The following is a 14570-nucleotide window of genomic DNA, read 5'->3' as shown; positions in this document are numbered from 1 at the left end:
GATCGCGCAATTAAGCGGCGACAACGCTCACGTAACGGCGGTTGAACGCGCCTTTTACTTCAAACTTGATCACGCCTTCGATTTTCGCGAAGAGGGTGTGATCTTTACCCATGCCAACACCGTAACCGGCGTGGAATTGGGTGCCGCGCTGACGCACGATGATGTTGCCCGGAATGATTTTCTGGCCGCCATACATCTTCACGCCAAGGCGTTTGGCTTCTGAGTCGCGACCGTTACGGGTACTACCACCAGCTTTTTTGTGTGCCATGAGTCAATTCTCCTAGTGAGGAATTAGGCTGAAATTAAGCCTGAATACCGGTGATTTTGATCTCGGTGTACCACTGGCGGTGGCCCATACGCTTCATGTGGTGCTTACGACGACGGAACTTGATGATGCGGACTTTATCGTGACGACCTTGGGAGATCACTTCAGCCACAACGGTAGCGCCAGCAACAACTGGAGCGCCGATGTTCACGTCATCGCCATTGGCGACCAACAGAACGCGATCAAAGGTAACGGATTCGCCGGTAGCGATTTCCAGTTTTTCGATCTTCAGGTATTCACCTGGGGCGACCTTGTATTGCTTGCCACCAGTAACAATTACTGCGTACGACATGGTATTTCTCCGATAATCCTGCTCACCCAGCGCTTTATAAGAAGAGGTATTGGCTGGCATGGCTGCATGGGATGGACGTCCCGAATGCAATTGCGTAAGGCAGGTGCTGCCCAGGAAGTTCAGGGTGCGCGATTGTACGCAAGGTAAATGGGTGTTGCAAGTGGCTGTCTATCGCGCCTTGACACTACGGGGTCAGGGTCCTAGCATGCCGCGCAACCCTTCTGGAGCGACTGTCGCTGATGCAACCCCAAGCTTTCTACCGCGCGGTCGCGGACGATTTTAGCGCCGTCGACGGCATCATCAAGCAGCAGCTGACGTCTAAGGTGCCGCTGGTCTCAAAAATTGGCGACTACATTACGTCGGCAGGCGGTAAACGCCTGCGTCCTTTATTAGTGCTGCTGTGTGGCAAGGCCCTGGGCCGCGAAGGCGATGACCTGCGTCTGCTGGCTGCCACCATCGAATTCCTGCACACCGCCACCCTGCTGCATGACGACGTGGTCGACATGTCCGGCATGCGCCGTGGCCGCGAGACCGCCAATGCGATGTGGGGCAATGCCCCGAGCGTGCTGGTCGGCGACTTCCTGTACTCGCGCTCGTTCGAAATGATGGTCGAGCTGGGCTCGATGCCGGTGATGAAGATTCTTTCCCAGGCCACGCGCATCATCGCTGAAGGCGAAGTGCTGCAGCTGTCCAAGGTCCGCGACGCCAGCACCACCGAAGAAACCTATATGGAAGTGATTCGCGGTAAGACCGCGATGCTCTTCGAAGCCTCTACACACAGTGCCGCCGCGCTCTGTGGCGCGACCGCCGAACAGGCCGAAGCCCTGCGTACCTTTGGCGACCATCTGGGCGTGGCGTTCCAACTGGTGGACGACCTGCTCGACTACCGCGGCGATGCAGAGACCCTGGGCAAGAACGTCGGTGACGACCTGGCCGAAGGCAAACCGACCTTGCCGCTGATCTACACCATGCGCGAAGGCACGCCGGAACAGGCGGCCCTGGTGCGCAAGGCGATCCAGAAAGGCGGGATCGAGGACCTGGAAAGCATCCGTGAGGCTGTGGAAGCCTCGGGCTCGCTGGACTACACCGCGCAACTGGCACGTGACTACGTGGCCCGTGCGATCAAGTGCCTGGAAGCCCTTCCGGCCAGCGAGTACCGGGATGCCTTGGTTGAGCTGAGTGAATTTGCGGTCGCGCGGACGCACTAGGTCCTACCTGCAAACGCATACCCATGTGGGATGGGGGCTTGCCCCCCCCACATTCGGATTTGATAAAACCTGCAAGACCACAATTCCCTATATAATGTGCGACTTTTAGCCATCCTGACCGTTAAGGAGCTTTAGTGAGCACGTTGCCACCCTGCCCGAAATGCAATTCCGAATACACCTACGAAGACGGCGCCCAGCTGATCTGCCCGGAATGCGCCCATGAGTGGTCCGCCAATGGCGAGGCCGAAGTGGCCGGCGATGAAACCGTGAAGAAAGACTCTGTGGGCAACGTCCTGCAGGACGGCGACACCATCACCGTGATCAAAGACCTCAAGGTCAAGGGTACGTCCTTGGTCGTGAAGGTCGGCACCAAGGTCAAGAACATCCGCCTGTGCGACGGCGACCACGATATCGATTGCAAGATCGACGGTATCGGCCCGATGAAACTCAAGTCCGAATTCGTGCGCAAAGTCTGAACCTGCTGCATCCATCCCGCGCCCGCGCGGGATGGCGTTTTGCCCTCCCCGTTGACCCCTCTCAATATCCACACAGAAAAACCAGGAAACTGCCAATAGGCACTTGCTATTCTACGAATAAGAATTATTCTCATTGAAACCCATCAAGGAGATGCAACCATGACTTATTTGATAGATGCCTGGCTCGACCGCCCACACCCTTACCTACGCATCCTCCATCGGGAAACCGGTGAAGTCTGTGCTGTGCTGGAAGAAGAAGCGTTGAATGAGCTGCAGGACCAGGGCGACCTGGACGTCAACGGCCTGAGTTCGAGTGAACCTGGAGTACTGAAGGAGGTTGTGCGCAATCTGTTTCTGTTCTGCTATGCCCGAGCGTTGCGCCCGGCCACGGAGCTCAGTGGCAAGTTCCATCCATGAGAAAACCAGCAAAACACTGTAGGAGCGAGCTTGCTCGCGAAGACCGCATAAACAACGCGCTCATCCAGGATGCCCGCGTCATCGTTGACGTTTTTCGCGAGCAAGCTCGCTCCTACAGGTAATCAAAAGCAGGTCTTACAGAACGTCGAGCAGTTCGACGTCAAATACCAGCACGCTGTGCGGCGGAATGCTGCCAACGCCTTGAGCGCCGTAAGCCAACTCGCTCGGCACGTACAGGCGCCATTTGCTGCCGGCATTCATCAGTTGCAGGGCTTCGGTCCAGCCGGCGATCACGCCGCCCACCGGGAATTCTGCAGGCTGGCCACGCTCGTAGGAGCTGTCGAACACAGTGCCGTCGATCAAGGTGCCGTGGTAGTGGGTACGAACCTGGTCTTCACGGGTCGGCTTGGCGCCGTCACCGGCGGTCAGCACTTCAAATTGCAGGCCGGAAGCCAGGGTGGTGATGCCATCACGCTTGGCGTTTTCAGCCAGGAAAGCCAGGCCAGCACCAGCAGCCGCTTCAGCCTTGGCAGCCGCTTCGGCTTGCATGATTTCGCGAATGACCTTGAAGCTGGCAGCCATTTGCTCTTGATCAACACGGCTTGGTTTACCGGCGAATGCGTCGGTCAGGCCAGCCAGGATCGCGTCCAGGCTCACACCCGGCGGTGGGTTGTCGCGCAGTTGGTCGCCCAACTGACGGCCGATACCGTAGCTGACGCGGGTTTCGTCGGTGGACAGATTAACTTCGGACATGAAGAGGCTCCGCTGTAGGGCAGCACTGGAAACAGTGTTTTGCGCGCCGCCCAGAACTAAAAGGGCCAGCAGACTAGCACACAAGACCTGCTCGTGATGAGCCCTCCACGCTGGTGCGGCACGGGGATCGCGACCCTTCGTCGCACGCGCAATAAAAGCACTTCAGATTCGTCCCTCGTCGCCGATACAGCCCTACACACTTTGGCTGGCTCAAATAACAACACCGTCCAGCAGACAGACATCACCTTTGCGGAGCATTAGATGAACAGCTGGTTCGGTAACATCAGCGTCAACCTCAAACTGGGCCTGGGCTTCGGCCTGGTACTGGTCCTCACCTCGATCCTGGCCCTCACCGGCTGGACCAGCCTGGGCGGTCTGATCGACCGCAGTAACTGGATGAGCGACATCACCCAGCTCAATGCCTCACTGACCAAACTGCGTATCGTGCGTTTGCAATACATGCTGGCCAACGGCGACGAAGCCGTGGCACAAAACGTACAGACCAACCTGGACGCCTTTACTGCCCAGCAACAGAAACTCCTGAACAGCTTCAAGAGCCCGGAAAACGTCAAGCTGCTCAACGAGCAGAAAGCCATCATCACGGCTTATCAGCAATCCCTGAACAAAATGCGCGAGGCTTACCGAAACGGTAATGCCTCTCGCCAAGTGATGGGCGACAAGGCCGATATCGCCAATGCCCAAATCGACGCGCTGGACGCCAGCGTGAGGCAAATGCCCGACAGCGCGGAGCACCTTGCACAGTTCCAGGCCGTGGCCGACGCCAAGATGCAGTTCCAGTTGGCCCGCTACGAAGTGCGCGGCTACACCGGCAACGTCAACCCGGACACCGAAGCCCGCGCTGCCGCACAAATCGAAAAAGCCATCAGTGGCTTGAAAGGCCTCAGCGCCGCCTTCGGCGCCAGCCAGCAAAGCGCCCTGAGCTCCTTGGAAACCGCCCTTGGCGCCTATCGCAGCGCCGTGCAGAACTACAAGGCCGCCAACGCCAATATCGTGGCTGCCCGTGCCGAAATGACCACCCAAGGCGCCGATATCGTCACGATCAGTGACAAGCTGTACGACATCCAGCTGGATCGTCGCGACGCTGAAAGCGCCCAGGCCCGCAGCCTGCAGTTGATCAGCACCTTGCTGGCACTGCTGGTCGGTATCATTGCGGCACTGGTGATCACCCGCCAGATCACGCGTCCACTGCAGGAAACCCTGGCCGTGGTTGAACGCATCGCTTCCGGCGACCTGAGCCACAATATCCAGGTCACCCGTCGCGATGAGCTGGGCGTATTGCAACAAGGTATTCAGCGCATGGGCACGACCCTGCGTGAATTGATCAGCGGTATTCGCGACGGCGTGACCCAGATCGCCAGCGCCGCCGAAGAGTTGTCGGCCGTCACCGAGCAGACCAGCGCCGGCGTGAACAGCCAGAAAATCGAGACCGATCAGGTCGCCACGGCGATGCACGAAATGACCGCCACCGTGCAGGAAGTCGCACGCAACGCCGAGCAAGCCTCTCTGGCCGCCGCCGATGCTGACGGCCAAGCCCGCGCTGGCGACAAAGTGGTAGCCGAGGCCATCGCCCAGATCGAACGCCTGGCCGCCGAAGTGGCGCGTTCCACCGACGCCATGGCGCACCTGCAACAAGAGAGCAACAAGATCGGCAGCGTGATGGATGTGATCAAGGCTGTGGCCGAACAGACCAACTTGCTGGCCCTCAACGCAGCGATTGAAGCGGCGCGTGCCGGTGAAGCCGGTCGCGGCTTTGCCGTGGTCGCCGACGAAGTACGCGGCCTGGCCCAGCGCACGCAGAAGTCCACCGAGGAAATCGAAGGCCTGGTCGCCGGTTTGCAGAACGGCACCCAGCAAGTTGCCAACGTAATGAACAACAGCCGCAGCCTCACCGACAGCAGTGTCGAACTGACGCGCAAGGCCGGTGTGTCACTGGAAAACATCACCCGCACAGTGTCGAACATCCAGTCGATGAACCAGCAGATCGCCGCCGCCGCCGAACAGCAAAGCGCCGTGGCCGAAGAGATCAGCCGCAGCATCGTGAATGTGCGTGATGTGTCCGAGCAGACCGCCACCGCGAGCGACGAGACGGCAAAATCGAGCGTGGAACTGGCACGTTTGGGTAGCCAGTTGCAGCAGATGGTCAGTCACTTCCGGGTTTAAGAAACCAAAAAGCCGCTTCGGTATTAACCGAAGCGGCTCCACTTCTCAGACCTTACAGGTCATCGAAGCTGTCCCGCAGGAATGTCCACACGTGATAAACACGTACGGCATTCACTACGAGGTTCCATGTACGTCGTGCAAACTTAGACATACTCGGCCCTCCGTGAGTTGGGCCTTACCTCCAGCACACTTACCGGAACACGTGAGCCTTTGGATGCGGGTCAACGCTTCCTGTGAGGCGGCCGGGCTTTGGTTCCTCCCGCATGAATCCGGCACGGATTACTAGCCCGTGGCGTTCGGTCCATAATTCCGCGCGCATACCCAGCCACCTACAAAACGACATACTTGGAACGGGGGTGATACTAATCAACATCCGAATCAAAGGTGTGACAGGCGACGATAAACCTGCTGGAAAGATCAACTGATATGTTGCAAATTTTTGCCACCAACTCTAAATAGAAATAAAGTCGACAGATAAAAAGCAACGCCCCTCGTCAAGCCTTGCGCGAGACGATAACCGGCATTAGTATCCCTTAGGCGGGTCAGCGCTTCCTGTAAGAATGCAACCCCAGCCACTAACTGGGGTTGCAAAAAAAAACCGCCTACCAAGGCGGTTTTTTATTGCCTGCGATTTGCCGCTCAGCCCTCGCCTTCCTCAACAAACACCACGCGATTCCCAAACGGATCCTTGATGCTCATCTCCCGCGATCCCCAAGGCGTTTCCTCAACCCCAGGCTTGGCGTAACGGTAATCCTTGCCCAGCAACTGCTGCTGGTACGCATCCACCCCTTGCGCCTGGATCCGCACCGCCGTGCCCGGAGAGGCGTCGCCATGATGCTCGGACAGGTGCAGCACGCAATCGCCCAGCGACACCTGCAGATACAGTGGATAATTCGCCTCGAAGCGGTGCTGCCAATCGACCTTGAAGCCCAGGAAGTCGACGTAGAATTCCAGCGCCTTGGCCTCATCGAAAATCCGCAGGATGGGGGTGACTTTTCCTAAGTGCATGGCAATCGCTCCGTGTATGAAAGCGCCCACTATAGAGTCGAAAACCCACCACGCAAATCCCCACTGCGCGCCAGGAACCGCCCCGGTCGCTGACCGTTCGCCTGGCCATCGCTGTAGCTCAACACGCCGTTGACCCACACGCCATCAATGCCTTGCGCTGCCCGCTGTGGTTCATTGAAGTCCGCCACATCGCGCACCCGCACAGGGTCGAACAACACCAGGTCGGCCCAGTGCCCTTCGCGAATTTCGCCACGCTCGGATAACCCAAAACGCGCTGCCGACAAGCCGGTCATCTTGTGCACGGCGGTGTGCAACGGGAACAAGCCGACATCCCGGCTGAAATGCCCCAGCACCCGTGGGAACGCGCCCCATAAGCGAGGATGCGGAAACGGATCTTCAGGCAAGCCATCCGACCCCACCATCGACAACGGATGCGCGAGGATACGTCGCACATCCGCTTCATCCATCCCGTAGTACACCGCCCCCGCAGGTTGCAGACGACGGGCGGCGTCCATCAGGGAGACGTCCCATTCGCCAGCGATGTCCTGCAAGTCGCGCCCCCCCACTTCAGGGTGCGGCGTCGACCAGGTGATCGTGATACGAAACGCGTCGGTCACCTGCTTGAGGTCCAGGGTAGAAGAACTGGCCGCATAGGGATAACAATCACACCCCACCGGGCGGGTTTTCGCCGCCGATTCCAACGCTGCCAACAGCTGTGGACTACGCCCCCAGTTCCCCGCTCCCGCACATTTGAGGTGGGAAATAATCACCGGTACCTGTGAGTGCCGGCCGATCAGAAAAGCCTCGTCCATCGCCTCCAGCACCGGTTCGAATTCGCTGCGCAAATGGGTGGTGTACACCGCACCGAAGGCCGTGAGTTCTTCACTCAGTTGCAGCACCTCATCGGTCTCGGCATTGAACGCGCTGGCGTAGGCCAGGCCTGTGGATAAACCGAGGGCGCCGGCCTCAAGACTCTCGTGCAACTGCACACGCATGGCGGCGATTTCATCCGGTGTGGCGGTGCGATGCAGATCGTCCATGTGGTTACTGCGCAGCGCCGTGTGGCCGATCAATGCTGCGACATTGACCGCTGGATGAGCGCTTTCAACGGCACTGCGATAGTCGCTGAAACGGGGATAAACAAATGCCGCAGCGCTGCCCAACAAGTTCATCGGGTCGGGCGGATCGCTGCGTAAACTCACCGGTGAGGCGCTGATGCCACAGTTGCCGACAATCACCGTGGTCACACCCTGGCTGAGCTTGGGCAGCATCTGCGGCTGGCGGATGACCACAGTGTCGTCGTGGGTGTGCACGTCGATAAAGCCCGGCGCCAGCACACGGCCTGTCGCATCGATTTCATGCACGGCCGCCGCCGTCGACAAGTCGCCGATCGTCTCGATGCGCCCGTCACGCAGCCCCACATCGGCGACATAACCCGGGGTGTTGCTGCCATCGATGATCAGCGCCTGGCGAATCAGCGTGTCGTACGTCATATCAATCTCCAAGCGGCAGGCTGTCAGGGCCGCCGCGATAATCGTCGAGGGCCAGCTTGATCCGGCGCAGGCGTTCCTGGTTGTCGTCGGGCAGGGCCAGCGCCAGTTCGGTGGCGAGCAGGTCGATGGCCAGCAGCATGCCGTAACGCGCCGCCGTGGGTTTGTAGATAAAACTGGTTTCCGCCGGTTGCAGCGGCAGCAGCACATCCGCCAACTGCGCCAGGGGTGAGTCGGCAAGAGTGATGGCGACGATGCGCGCGTCGTAGTTGCGTGCCAGCGCCACCACATCGAGCAACTCGGGGGTAAGGCCGGTGAGCGAGCAGACGATCAGCGCGTGTTCCGGCCCCAGGGTTGCAGCCGTGACGCGCATCATCACCGGGTCGTGGCTGGCGGCAATCGGATAGCCCAGGCGTACCAGGCGCACCTGCAGTTCATCGCTGCACAAGCTCGATGGCCCGCCCATGCCAAACGCGTGGATCATCCGCGCCTTACCCAGCAGGTTGACCGCATCGACAAAACTGGCCTGGTTGAAACCGGACAAGTGCTGGCGCAACGTCGCTTCGATGTCGCCGAGAATCTGCCGATGAAACGCCGACTGTTCAGGCAACCCCGCCGGGTCCAGGAAGCGGCTGCCGACGCCGCTGGCCTGGGCCAGTTGCAGGCGCAGATCGCGCAAGTCCCGGCAACCGACACTGCGGGCAAAGCGCGACAAGGTGGCGGTACTGACCTCGGCCCGTTGGGACAGCTCTTCCAGACTGGCCGAGGCGGCAAAGCCCACATCCTCCAGCATCAGCCTGGCGATACGCCCTTCGCCGGCGCTGAAGGAATCCTGGCGGGCGCGGATCTGGTAGAGGATGTCCATGGGGGCTCCGGGTTACAAAATACAGGACAGGCCGTAAGTCAGACCGAAGGCAACCACAGAGATCAGCGTCTCCAATACGGTCCAGGTCTTGAAGGTCTGGATCACCGTCATATTGAAGTATTCCTTGATCAGCCAGAAGCCACCGTCGTTAACGTGGGAAAAGATCACCGAACCCGCGCCAGTGGCCAGCACCAGCAATTCCGGGTGTGGATAACCCAGGCCCAGGGCGACCGGGGCCACCACGCCCGAAGCCGTAGTCATGGCCACCGTGGCTGAGCCCGTCGCAATCCGCATCAACGCAGCGAACAGCCAGCCCATCACCAGCGGTGACAGGTGGAAGGCATGCGCCAGGCCTAGAATTTCGTTGGTAACGCCAGCGTCCACCAATATCCGGTTCAAACCGCCACCCGCGCCCACCAGCAAGGTGATGCTCGCGGTCGGCGCCAGGCATTCATTGGTGAACCTGAGGATCGACTCGCGGTTGAAGCCCTGCGCCAGGCCCAGGGTCCAGAAACTCACCAGGGTCGCCACCAGCAGCGCGATCACCGAGTTACCGATAAACAGCAGGAATTGGTTGAAGCCCGTACCCGGGGTGGAAATCACGTTGGCCCAGCCACCGATCATCATCAACACCACCGGCAACAGGATAGTGCCCATGGTCAGGGCAAAGCTCGGCAAACGCTCGCGAGGTTCACGCTCGATAAACTGGCGTTCCAGCGGGTTTTCCGCCGGCAGGTGAATACGCGGCACGATGAATTTGGCGTACAGCGGGCCGGCAATGATCGCCGTCGGAATACCGATGAGAATCGCATAGAGCACGGTCTGCCCCACCGACGCGTTATACGCCAGCACGGCCATCATCGCCGCTGGGTGCGGCGGCACCAACGCATGCACCACCGACAGGCCGGCGACCATCGGCAGGCCGACCATCAGGATCGACACCCCCACGCGCCGCGCCACGGTAAAGGCGATCGGCACCAGCAGCACAAAGCCCACTTCGAAAAACAGCGGCAGCCCCACCAGGAACGCGATGCACACCATGGCCCAATGGGCATTCCGTTCGCCGAAACGGTTGATCAGCGTGCGGGCCACCTGCTCGGCGCCACCGGACTCGGCCATCATCTTGCCGAGCATGGTGCCCAGCGCCACCACCAGGGCGATATGCCCCAGGGTTTTGCCGACGCCGGCCTCGTAGGAACCCATGATGGAGTCTGCTGGCATCCCGGCCATCAGCGCCAGGCCGATGGACACCAGGGTGATGACGATAAACGGGTTGAGCCGGTAACGTGCGATCAGCACGATCAAAGCAATGATGGCGATGGCAGCGTATGCCAACAGCCCGAAGCCCGGTGATGCGGCCATGCGGTACTCCTCGGAAAGGGTCACGTCGAATGGGTTGTGAAACTCATAAATCATTACCGAGGCGTATTTTCAAACTGTATGAAAGTAACTTTCGCTTACGGATAAGCGCTGTCGCGTTGGGATAAGCCCAAGGGCCGTGTATGAAAATTCGAGGGATGTTCTTACATCAAGATCAGAGAAGGCTGGAAACTCGACGAACACCCTTGAGTCATAGAATGCACACCCACTGATGCCAGGAAAATCGAGCATGATTCGTACGACACTCGCCACCGGCGCCCTGCTACTCGCCATGTGCGGCACTGCCGCCGCCGCCGACAACCCGGCCCTGAAAAAATGCATGGACGGCGCCAATACCACTGCCGACATGGTCAGTTGCAACGTCAAGGAAACCAAGGTGCAAGACACGCGCCTGAACACAGCCTACAAGACCGCCCTCGCCGCCCAGGAAGGCACACGCAAACAGCAACTGCAGGACCTGCAGCGCCTGTGGATCAAATACCGTGACGCCAATTGCGCCTTCGCCGGCTCCGCCACCGGCGGCACCATCGACCAGGTCAACGGCACCGGCTGCGTGCTGGACATGACACAGACCCGCGCCCAGGAATTGGAAGACCTGGTCGGGCCGTAAAAATCAGTCGTGGTGAACCTTGGCACGCTTGAGCAACTGCTTGCAGCGCTCAGACAAATGCAGCACCCGCAGATGCTTGCCAGCTTTGCTGTAGCGCTCGCGCAGGGTCATCAGCGCGGCAATCGCCGAGTAGTCGACAAAGCTCAGGTGACGGCAATCCAACGTCACCTGGGCGGGGTCGTTGGCCGGATCGAACTGGTTCAGAAACGGCGTAGTCGAGGCAAAAAACAAGGTGCCGTGCAGGCGATAGAGCTTGCTGCCGTCCGCTTCCAGATGCTCATCGGCATACAGCTCACGGGCCTGTTGCCAGGCAAAGTTCAGTGCTGCGATCACGATGCCGCACAGCACGGCGGTGGCCAAGTCGGTGAACACCGTGATCACGGTCACCGCGATAATCACCAGCACATCATTGAGCGGCACCTTGTTGATCACCCGCAGGGACGCCCAGGCGAAGGTCTGCTGCGACACCACAAACATCACCCCGACCAGCGCCGCCAGCGGGATCCGCTCGATCAGCGGTGACAGAAACAGAATAAACAGCAGGATCATCACCCCGGCGAACACCCCGGAGAAACGCCCGCGCCCGCCGGAGCTGAGGTTGATCACGGTTTGCCCGATCATCGCGCAACCGCCCATGCCGCCGAACAGGCCCGAGAGCATATTCGCCGCGCCCAAGGCCACGCTTTCGCGGTCGGGGTAGCCACGGGTCTCGGTGATTTCGTCGGTGAGGTTCAGGGTCAGCAGGGTTTCCAGCAGGCCTACCATGGCCATCAGGAATGCATAGGGGGCGATGATGCCGAGGGTTTCCAGGGTCCAGGGGATCTGCGGCAGCGCGAAGGTCGGCAGGCCGCCGGCGATGTGGGCCATGTCGCCGAGGGTACGGGTCGGCAGGCCGAGCAGGTACACGGCCAGGCCCACGCCAAGGATCGCCACCAGGGCCGGCGGCACCGCACGGGTGATGCGCGGCAGCAGGTAGACGATGGCCATGGTCACCAGCACCAGGCCGGTCATCACGTACAACGGCGTACCGCTGAGCCAGTTTTCACCGCTCTTGAAATGCTCCAACTGGGCCAGGGCAATGATGATCGCCAGGCCGTTGACGAACCCCAGCATCACCGGGTGCGGCACCATGCGCACCAGCTTGCCCAGGCGCAACAGGCCGAACGCGATCATGATCAGCCCGCCCAGCAGCACCGTGGCGAGCAGGTATTCCACGCCGTGCTGCACCACCAGCGCGACGATCACCACCGCCATCGAGCCTGCCGCCCCGGACACCATGCCGGGCCGGCCGCCGAACAAGGCAGTAAGGGTGCAAATGATAAAGGCGCCGTAGAGCCCCATCAGCGGGTTGAGGTGAGCCACCAGGGCAAAGGCGATGCATTCGGGCAGCAGCGCAAAGGACGTGGTGAGGCCGGCCAAGGCATCGGCGCGTAGGCGGGTGAGGTTCATGAGGTACCAGGGCATTGCGGGGGATAAGGCGGGGAATGGTACGGAATTGAGCCCGGTGGGGCCAGTCTGAAAGATCGAGTGGCCCCAATCGGGGGCAAGTCGAATCGTCCCACCGCCCCTCCCACACTTGACTGCATTCCAGCGTTGGAACTCAGTCAAATGTGGGAGGGGGCTTGCTCCCGATAGCAGCACCTGGGTTTCAAGCGAACATCACACCATCTCGTCGCGAATCCACTCCACCACCGACGTACGCTTCGGCACCCAGCCCAGCAACTCGCGGGCATGCTTGCCACGCACGCGGCTGTTGGAGCCCAGGCCATAGTTGGCCATTTCATAGCCCCACTCGGCTTCAGCCTCGGCCAATGGCCAATCCTGTGGCTGGCCCAGGTTCAGGGCGTGGGCGATAGCCGTGGTCATGTCGATAAACGAGGCCTCGCCGCTTTCCACAAAGTAGAAAGTGCCCGGCACGTTCCTGGTCAGTGCCAGCAGGTACAGCGCCACCACGTCGTCAATGTGCACGTTGGACCAGATGTTCTGCCCGGTGCCGACATGGCGCACCACACCGCTCTTGCGTGCCTGCTTGAGCAAGCGCGGCAGTTGCACGCTGTCGCGCTTCACGCCAAGACTGTGGCCGTAGATCAGGGTGTTGCAGATCACCGCCGAATTCACCCCGTCTTTGGCCGCTGCCAGGATCAGGTTGTCGATGGCCACGCGGGCAGCCTTGTCGACGGTCGGCTCCGGCAAGCTGTCTTCGAAGTAGATGACATCGCTGGCCTTACCGCCCGAGGCATCCCCCACGATGCTCGAACCGCTGGTGTGCAGGAATGGCTTGTTCGAGCCTTTCAGCGCGGCCAGCAGGGTTTCCACCGCAGCGCGATGGTCGCTGCTCGCGGCATTGATCACCGCATCGGCTTTCTGCGCTTGCTCGGTCAACACAGCGGCATCATCGAGGGTGCCGATCACCGGGTTGATGCCCAGGGCGGTCATTTCAGCCGCTTGCTCGGCGCTGCGTACCAGGCCGGTAACGGTGTGACCGGCCTTGACCAGGCCAGTGGCGATGGAACCGCCGATAAAACCGGCTGCGCCGGTAATGAATACGTTCATGGAGAGTGCTCCTGACGGGGTAAGTGATGGGTCCATTGTTACGGACTCATCCCTGACGAATAAGCCCGTACCGCCCAATTCACTCTTGCGTGACGGTCACGAATCAGCAGGCATACCGCGCCAGCTTGGCCTGGATAAAGTCCAGGAAGCACTGGATGCGCAGCGCCAATTGCGAGTTGCGGTAGAACACCGCATGGATGGGTTGGCGATACCCACTGTTGAACGCCTCCAGCACCGGCACCAGGCGTCCGGCATTGATGTCTTCGGAGGTCATGAAGTTCGACAGGCAGCAAATGCCCTGCCCTTCCAACGCCAGCTGGCGCAGGGTTTCACCACTGGACGCGGCCACGCTGGGCTGGATCAGCCAGCGGTCGCCTTCCACATGGCGCAGCGGCCAATGGTTGAGGGTTTCGGTCTGGGTAAAGCCCAGCAAGGTGTGGTCAGCCAGCTCGGCGACCGTCGTCGGCGTGCCGTACTGCTTGAGGTAGTCGGGGCTGGCGAGGATATGCAGCGGCGACCAGCCGAGGGAGCGCGCATGCAGGGTGGAGTCGGCCAGGGCACCGATGCGAATCGCAATATCGGTGCTCTGCTCCAGCAGGTCGATGATCAGGTCATCGCTGTTCAACTCCAGCTGGATCTGCGGGTACAAACGGCGAAATTCTGCGATATAGGGCACGATCCCATGCAGCATGAACGGCACGGCGGCATTGATGCGCAGCCGCCCGGCGGGTTTTTTCTGGCGTGACGACAGGCGCTCTTCCAGCGCGTCCATCTGCGCCAGGATCAGCTTGGCCTGCTCGAAGAAGTACTTGCCCTCCTCGGTCAGGTCCATGCGCCGCGTGGTGCGGTTGATCAGTGTGGTTTCAAGCTTGGCTTCCAGGCGCGACAGGGTGCGACTGACCGCCGACGGCGTCTGCCCGACCTGCTCCGCCGCCGCGGAAATTGAGCCGCACTCAATCACGCTGACGAAGATCTGTAGCTCATCGGATCGGGCTTTCACGGGCGGTCCTCG

15 protein-coding genes and 1 pseudogene are annotated in these 14570 nt (G+C 60.4%); 6 read left to right on the top strand and 10 right to left on the bottom strand.

Annotated features, from left to right (window positions below):
• Positions 1–10: 10 nt before the first annotated feature.
• Positions 11–268, bottom strand: a complete 258-nt coding sequence (gene rpmA, locus M2397_RS26855) for a 50S ribosomal protein L27 (RefSeq protein ID WP_003176049.1) — start codon at positions 266–268, stop codon at positions 11–13.
• A 34-nt stretch (positions 269–302) separates the two neighbouring features.
• Positions 303–617 carry a 50S ribosomal protein L21 gene (gene rplU, locus M2397_RS26850; RefSeq protein WP_003176051.1) on the bottom strand — a complete coding sequence of 105 codons (315 nt, stop codon included), beginning with the start codon at positions 615–617 and terminating at the stop codon, positions 303–305.
• 239 nt (positions 618–856) lie between these two features.
• Here rplU and M2397_RS26845 point away from each other — a divergent pair, with 239 nt between their 5' ends.
• From M2397_RS26845 to M2397_RS26835, 3 genes are all read left to right on the top strand, one after another.
• Positions 857–1825, top strand: coding sequence for a polyprenyl synthetase family protein (locus M2397_RS26845; RefSeq protein ID WP_053132020.1), 969 nt, complete (start codon positions 857–859; stop codon positions 1823–1825).
• Positions 1826–1959: 134 nt separating this feature from the next.
• Positions 1960–2301 (top strand): zinc ribbon domain-containing protein YjdM, encoded by a 342-nt coding sequence (locus tag M2397_RS26840; protein WP_003230858.1) that lies wholly within the window; start codon positions 1960–1962, stop codon positions 2299–2301.
• Between the two features lie 159 nt (positions 2302–2460).
• The gene (locus M2397_RS26835; protein ID WP_057724031.1) at positions 2461–2718 is read left to right on the top strand and encodes a hypothetical protein; all 258 of its coding nucleotides are present in this window, start codon (positions 2461–2463) and stop codon (positions 2716–2718) included.
• Positions 2719–2853: 135 nt separating this feature from the next.
• On the opposite strand, the gene M2397_RS26830 is transcribed toward M2397_RS26835, so the two are convergent.
• Positions 2854–3471: an FKBP-type peptidyl-prolyl cis-trans isomerase gene (locus tag M2397_RS26830; RefSeq protein WP_003176055.1), complete on the bottom strand. Its 618-nt coding sequence runs from the start codon at positions 3469–3471 to the stop codon at positions 2854–2856.
• Between the two features lie 261 nt (positions 3472–3732).
• On the opposite strand from M2397_RS26830, the pseudogene M2397_RS30605 reads away from it, so the two are divergent.
• Both M2397_RS30605 and M2397_RS30600 read left to right on the top strand, forming a co-directional pair.
• Positions 3733–4797: pseudogene (locus M2397_RS30605) on the top strand (methyl-accepting chemotaxis protein); the annotation flags it as partial.
• Entirely contained in the window at positions 4789–5652 is an 864-nt protein-coding gene (locus M2397_RS30600; RefSeq protein ID WP_370879637.1) for a methyl-accepting chemotaxis protein, read from the top strand. The pseudogene M2397_RS30605 and the gene M2397_RS30600, both read left to right, overlap by 9 nt.
• Before the next feature lie 639 nt (positions 5653–6291).
• Here the strand turns inward: M2397_RS30600 and M2397_RS26820 are convergent.
• From M2397_RS26820 to M2397_RS26805, 4 genes are read right to left on the bottom strand one after another with little or no spacing between them, the layout of a single operon-like run.
• On the bottom strand, positions 6292–6660 hold the full coding sequence (locus M2397_RS26820; protein WP_131700244.1) for a glyoxalase superfamily protein: 369 nt from the start codon (positions 6658–6660) through the stop codon (positions 6292–6294).
• A 29-nt stretch (positions 6661–6689) separates the two neighbouring features.
• On the bottom strand, positions 6690–8153 hold the full coding sequence (locus M2397_RS26815) for an amidohydrolase family protein (protein WP_259244770.1): 1464 nt from the start codon (positions 8151–8153) through the stop codon (positions 6690–6692).
• 1 nt (position 8154) lies between these two features.
• Positions 8155–9015, bottom strand: coding sequence for a MurR/RpiR family transcriptional regulator (locus M2397_RS26810; protein ID WP_065925967.1), 861 nt, complete (start codon positions 9013–9015; stop codon positions 8155–8157).
• Positions 9016–9027: 12 nt separating this feature from the next.
• A complete protein-coding gene (locus tag M2397_RS26805) occupies positions 9028–10377 on the bottom strand; it encodes a GntP family permease (RefSeq protein WP_259244769.1) in 1350 nt (449 codons plus the stop codon).
• Positions 10378–10624: 247 nt separating this feature from the next.
• Between M2397_RS26805 and M2397_RS26800 the strand changes: the two genes are divergently transcribed.
• A complete protein-coding gene (locus tag M2397_RS26800) occupies positions 10625–11005 on the top strand; it encodes a lysozyme inhibitor LprI family protein (RefSeq protein ID WP_259244768.1) in 381 nt (126 codons plus the stop codon).
• Between the two features lie 3 nt (positions 11006–11008).
• On the opposite strand, the gene M2397_RS26795 is transcribed toward M2397_RS26800, so the two are convergent.
• From M2397_RS26795 to M2397_RS26785, 3 genes are all read right to left on the bottom strand, one after another.
• The gene (locus M2397_RS26795; RefSeq protein ID WP_259244767.1) at positions 11009–12454 is read right to left on the bottom strand and encodes a SulP family inorganic anion transporter; all 1446 of its coding nucleotides are present in this window, start codon (positions 12452–12454) and stop codon (positions 11009–11011) included.
• A 210-nt stretch (positions 12455–12664) separates the two neighbouring features.
• Entirely contained in the window at positions 12665–13558 is an 894-nt protein-coding gene (locus M2397_RS26790; RefSeq protein WP_167656688.1) for an NAD-dependent epimerase/dehydratase family protein, read from the bottom strand.
• 103 nt (positions 13559–13661) lie between these two features.
• On the bottom strand, positions 13662–14558 hold the full coding sequence (locus tag M2397_RS26785; protein WP_259244766.1) for a LysR family transcriptional regulator: 897 nt from the start codon (positions 14556–14558) through the stop codon (positions 13662–13664).
• Positions 14559–14570 lie beyond the last annotated feature (12 nt).

Origin of the sequence: Pseudomonas sp. BIGb0381, from assembly GCF_024809815.1 — a bacterium.
In the GTDB taxonomy this organism is placed as follows: domain Bacteria; phylum Pseudomonadota; class Gammaproteobacteria; order Pseudomonadales; family Pseudomonadaceae; genus Aquipseudomonas.
The sequence above is the reverse complement of the archived record's forward strand: the minus strand, read 5'-3'. Positions and strand labels throughout refer to the sequence as shown.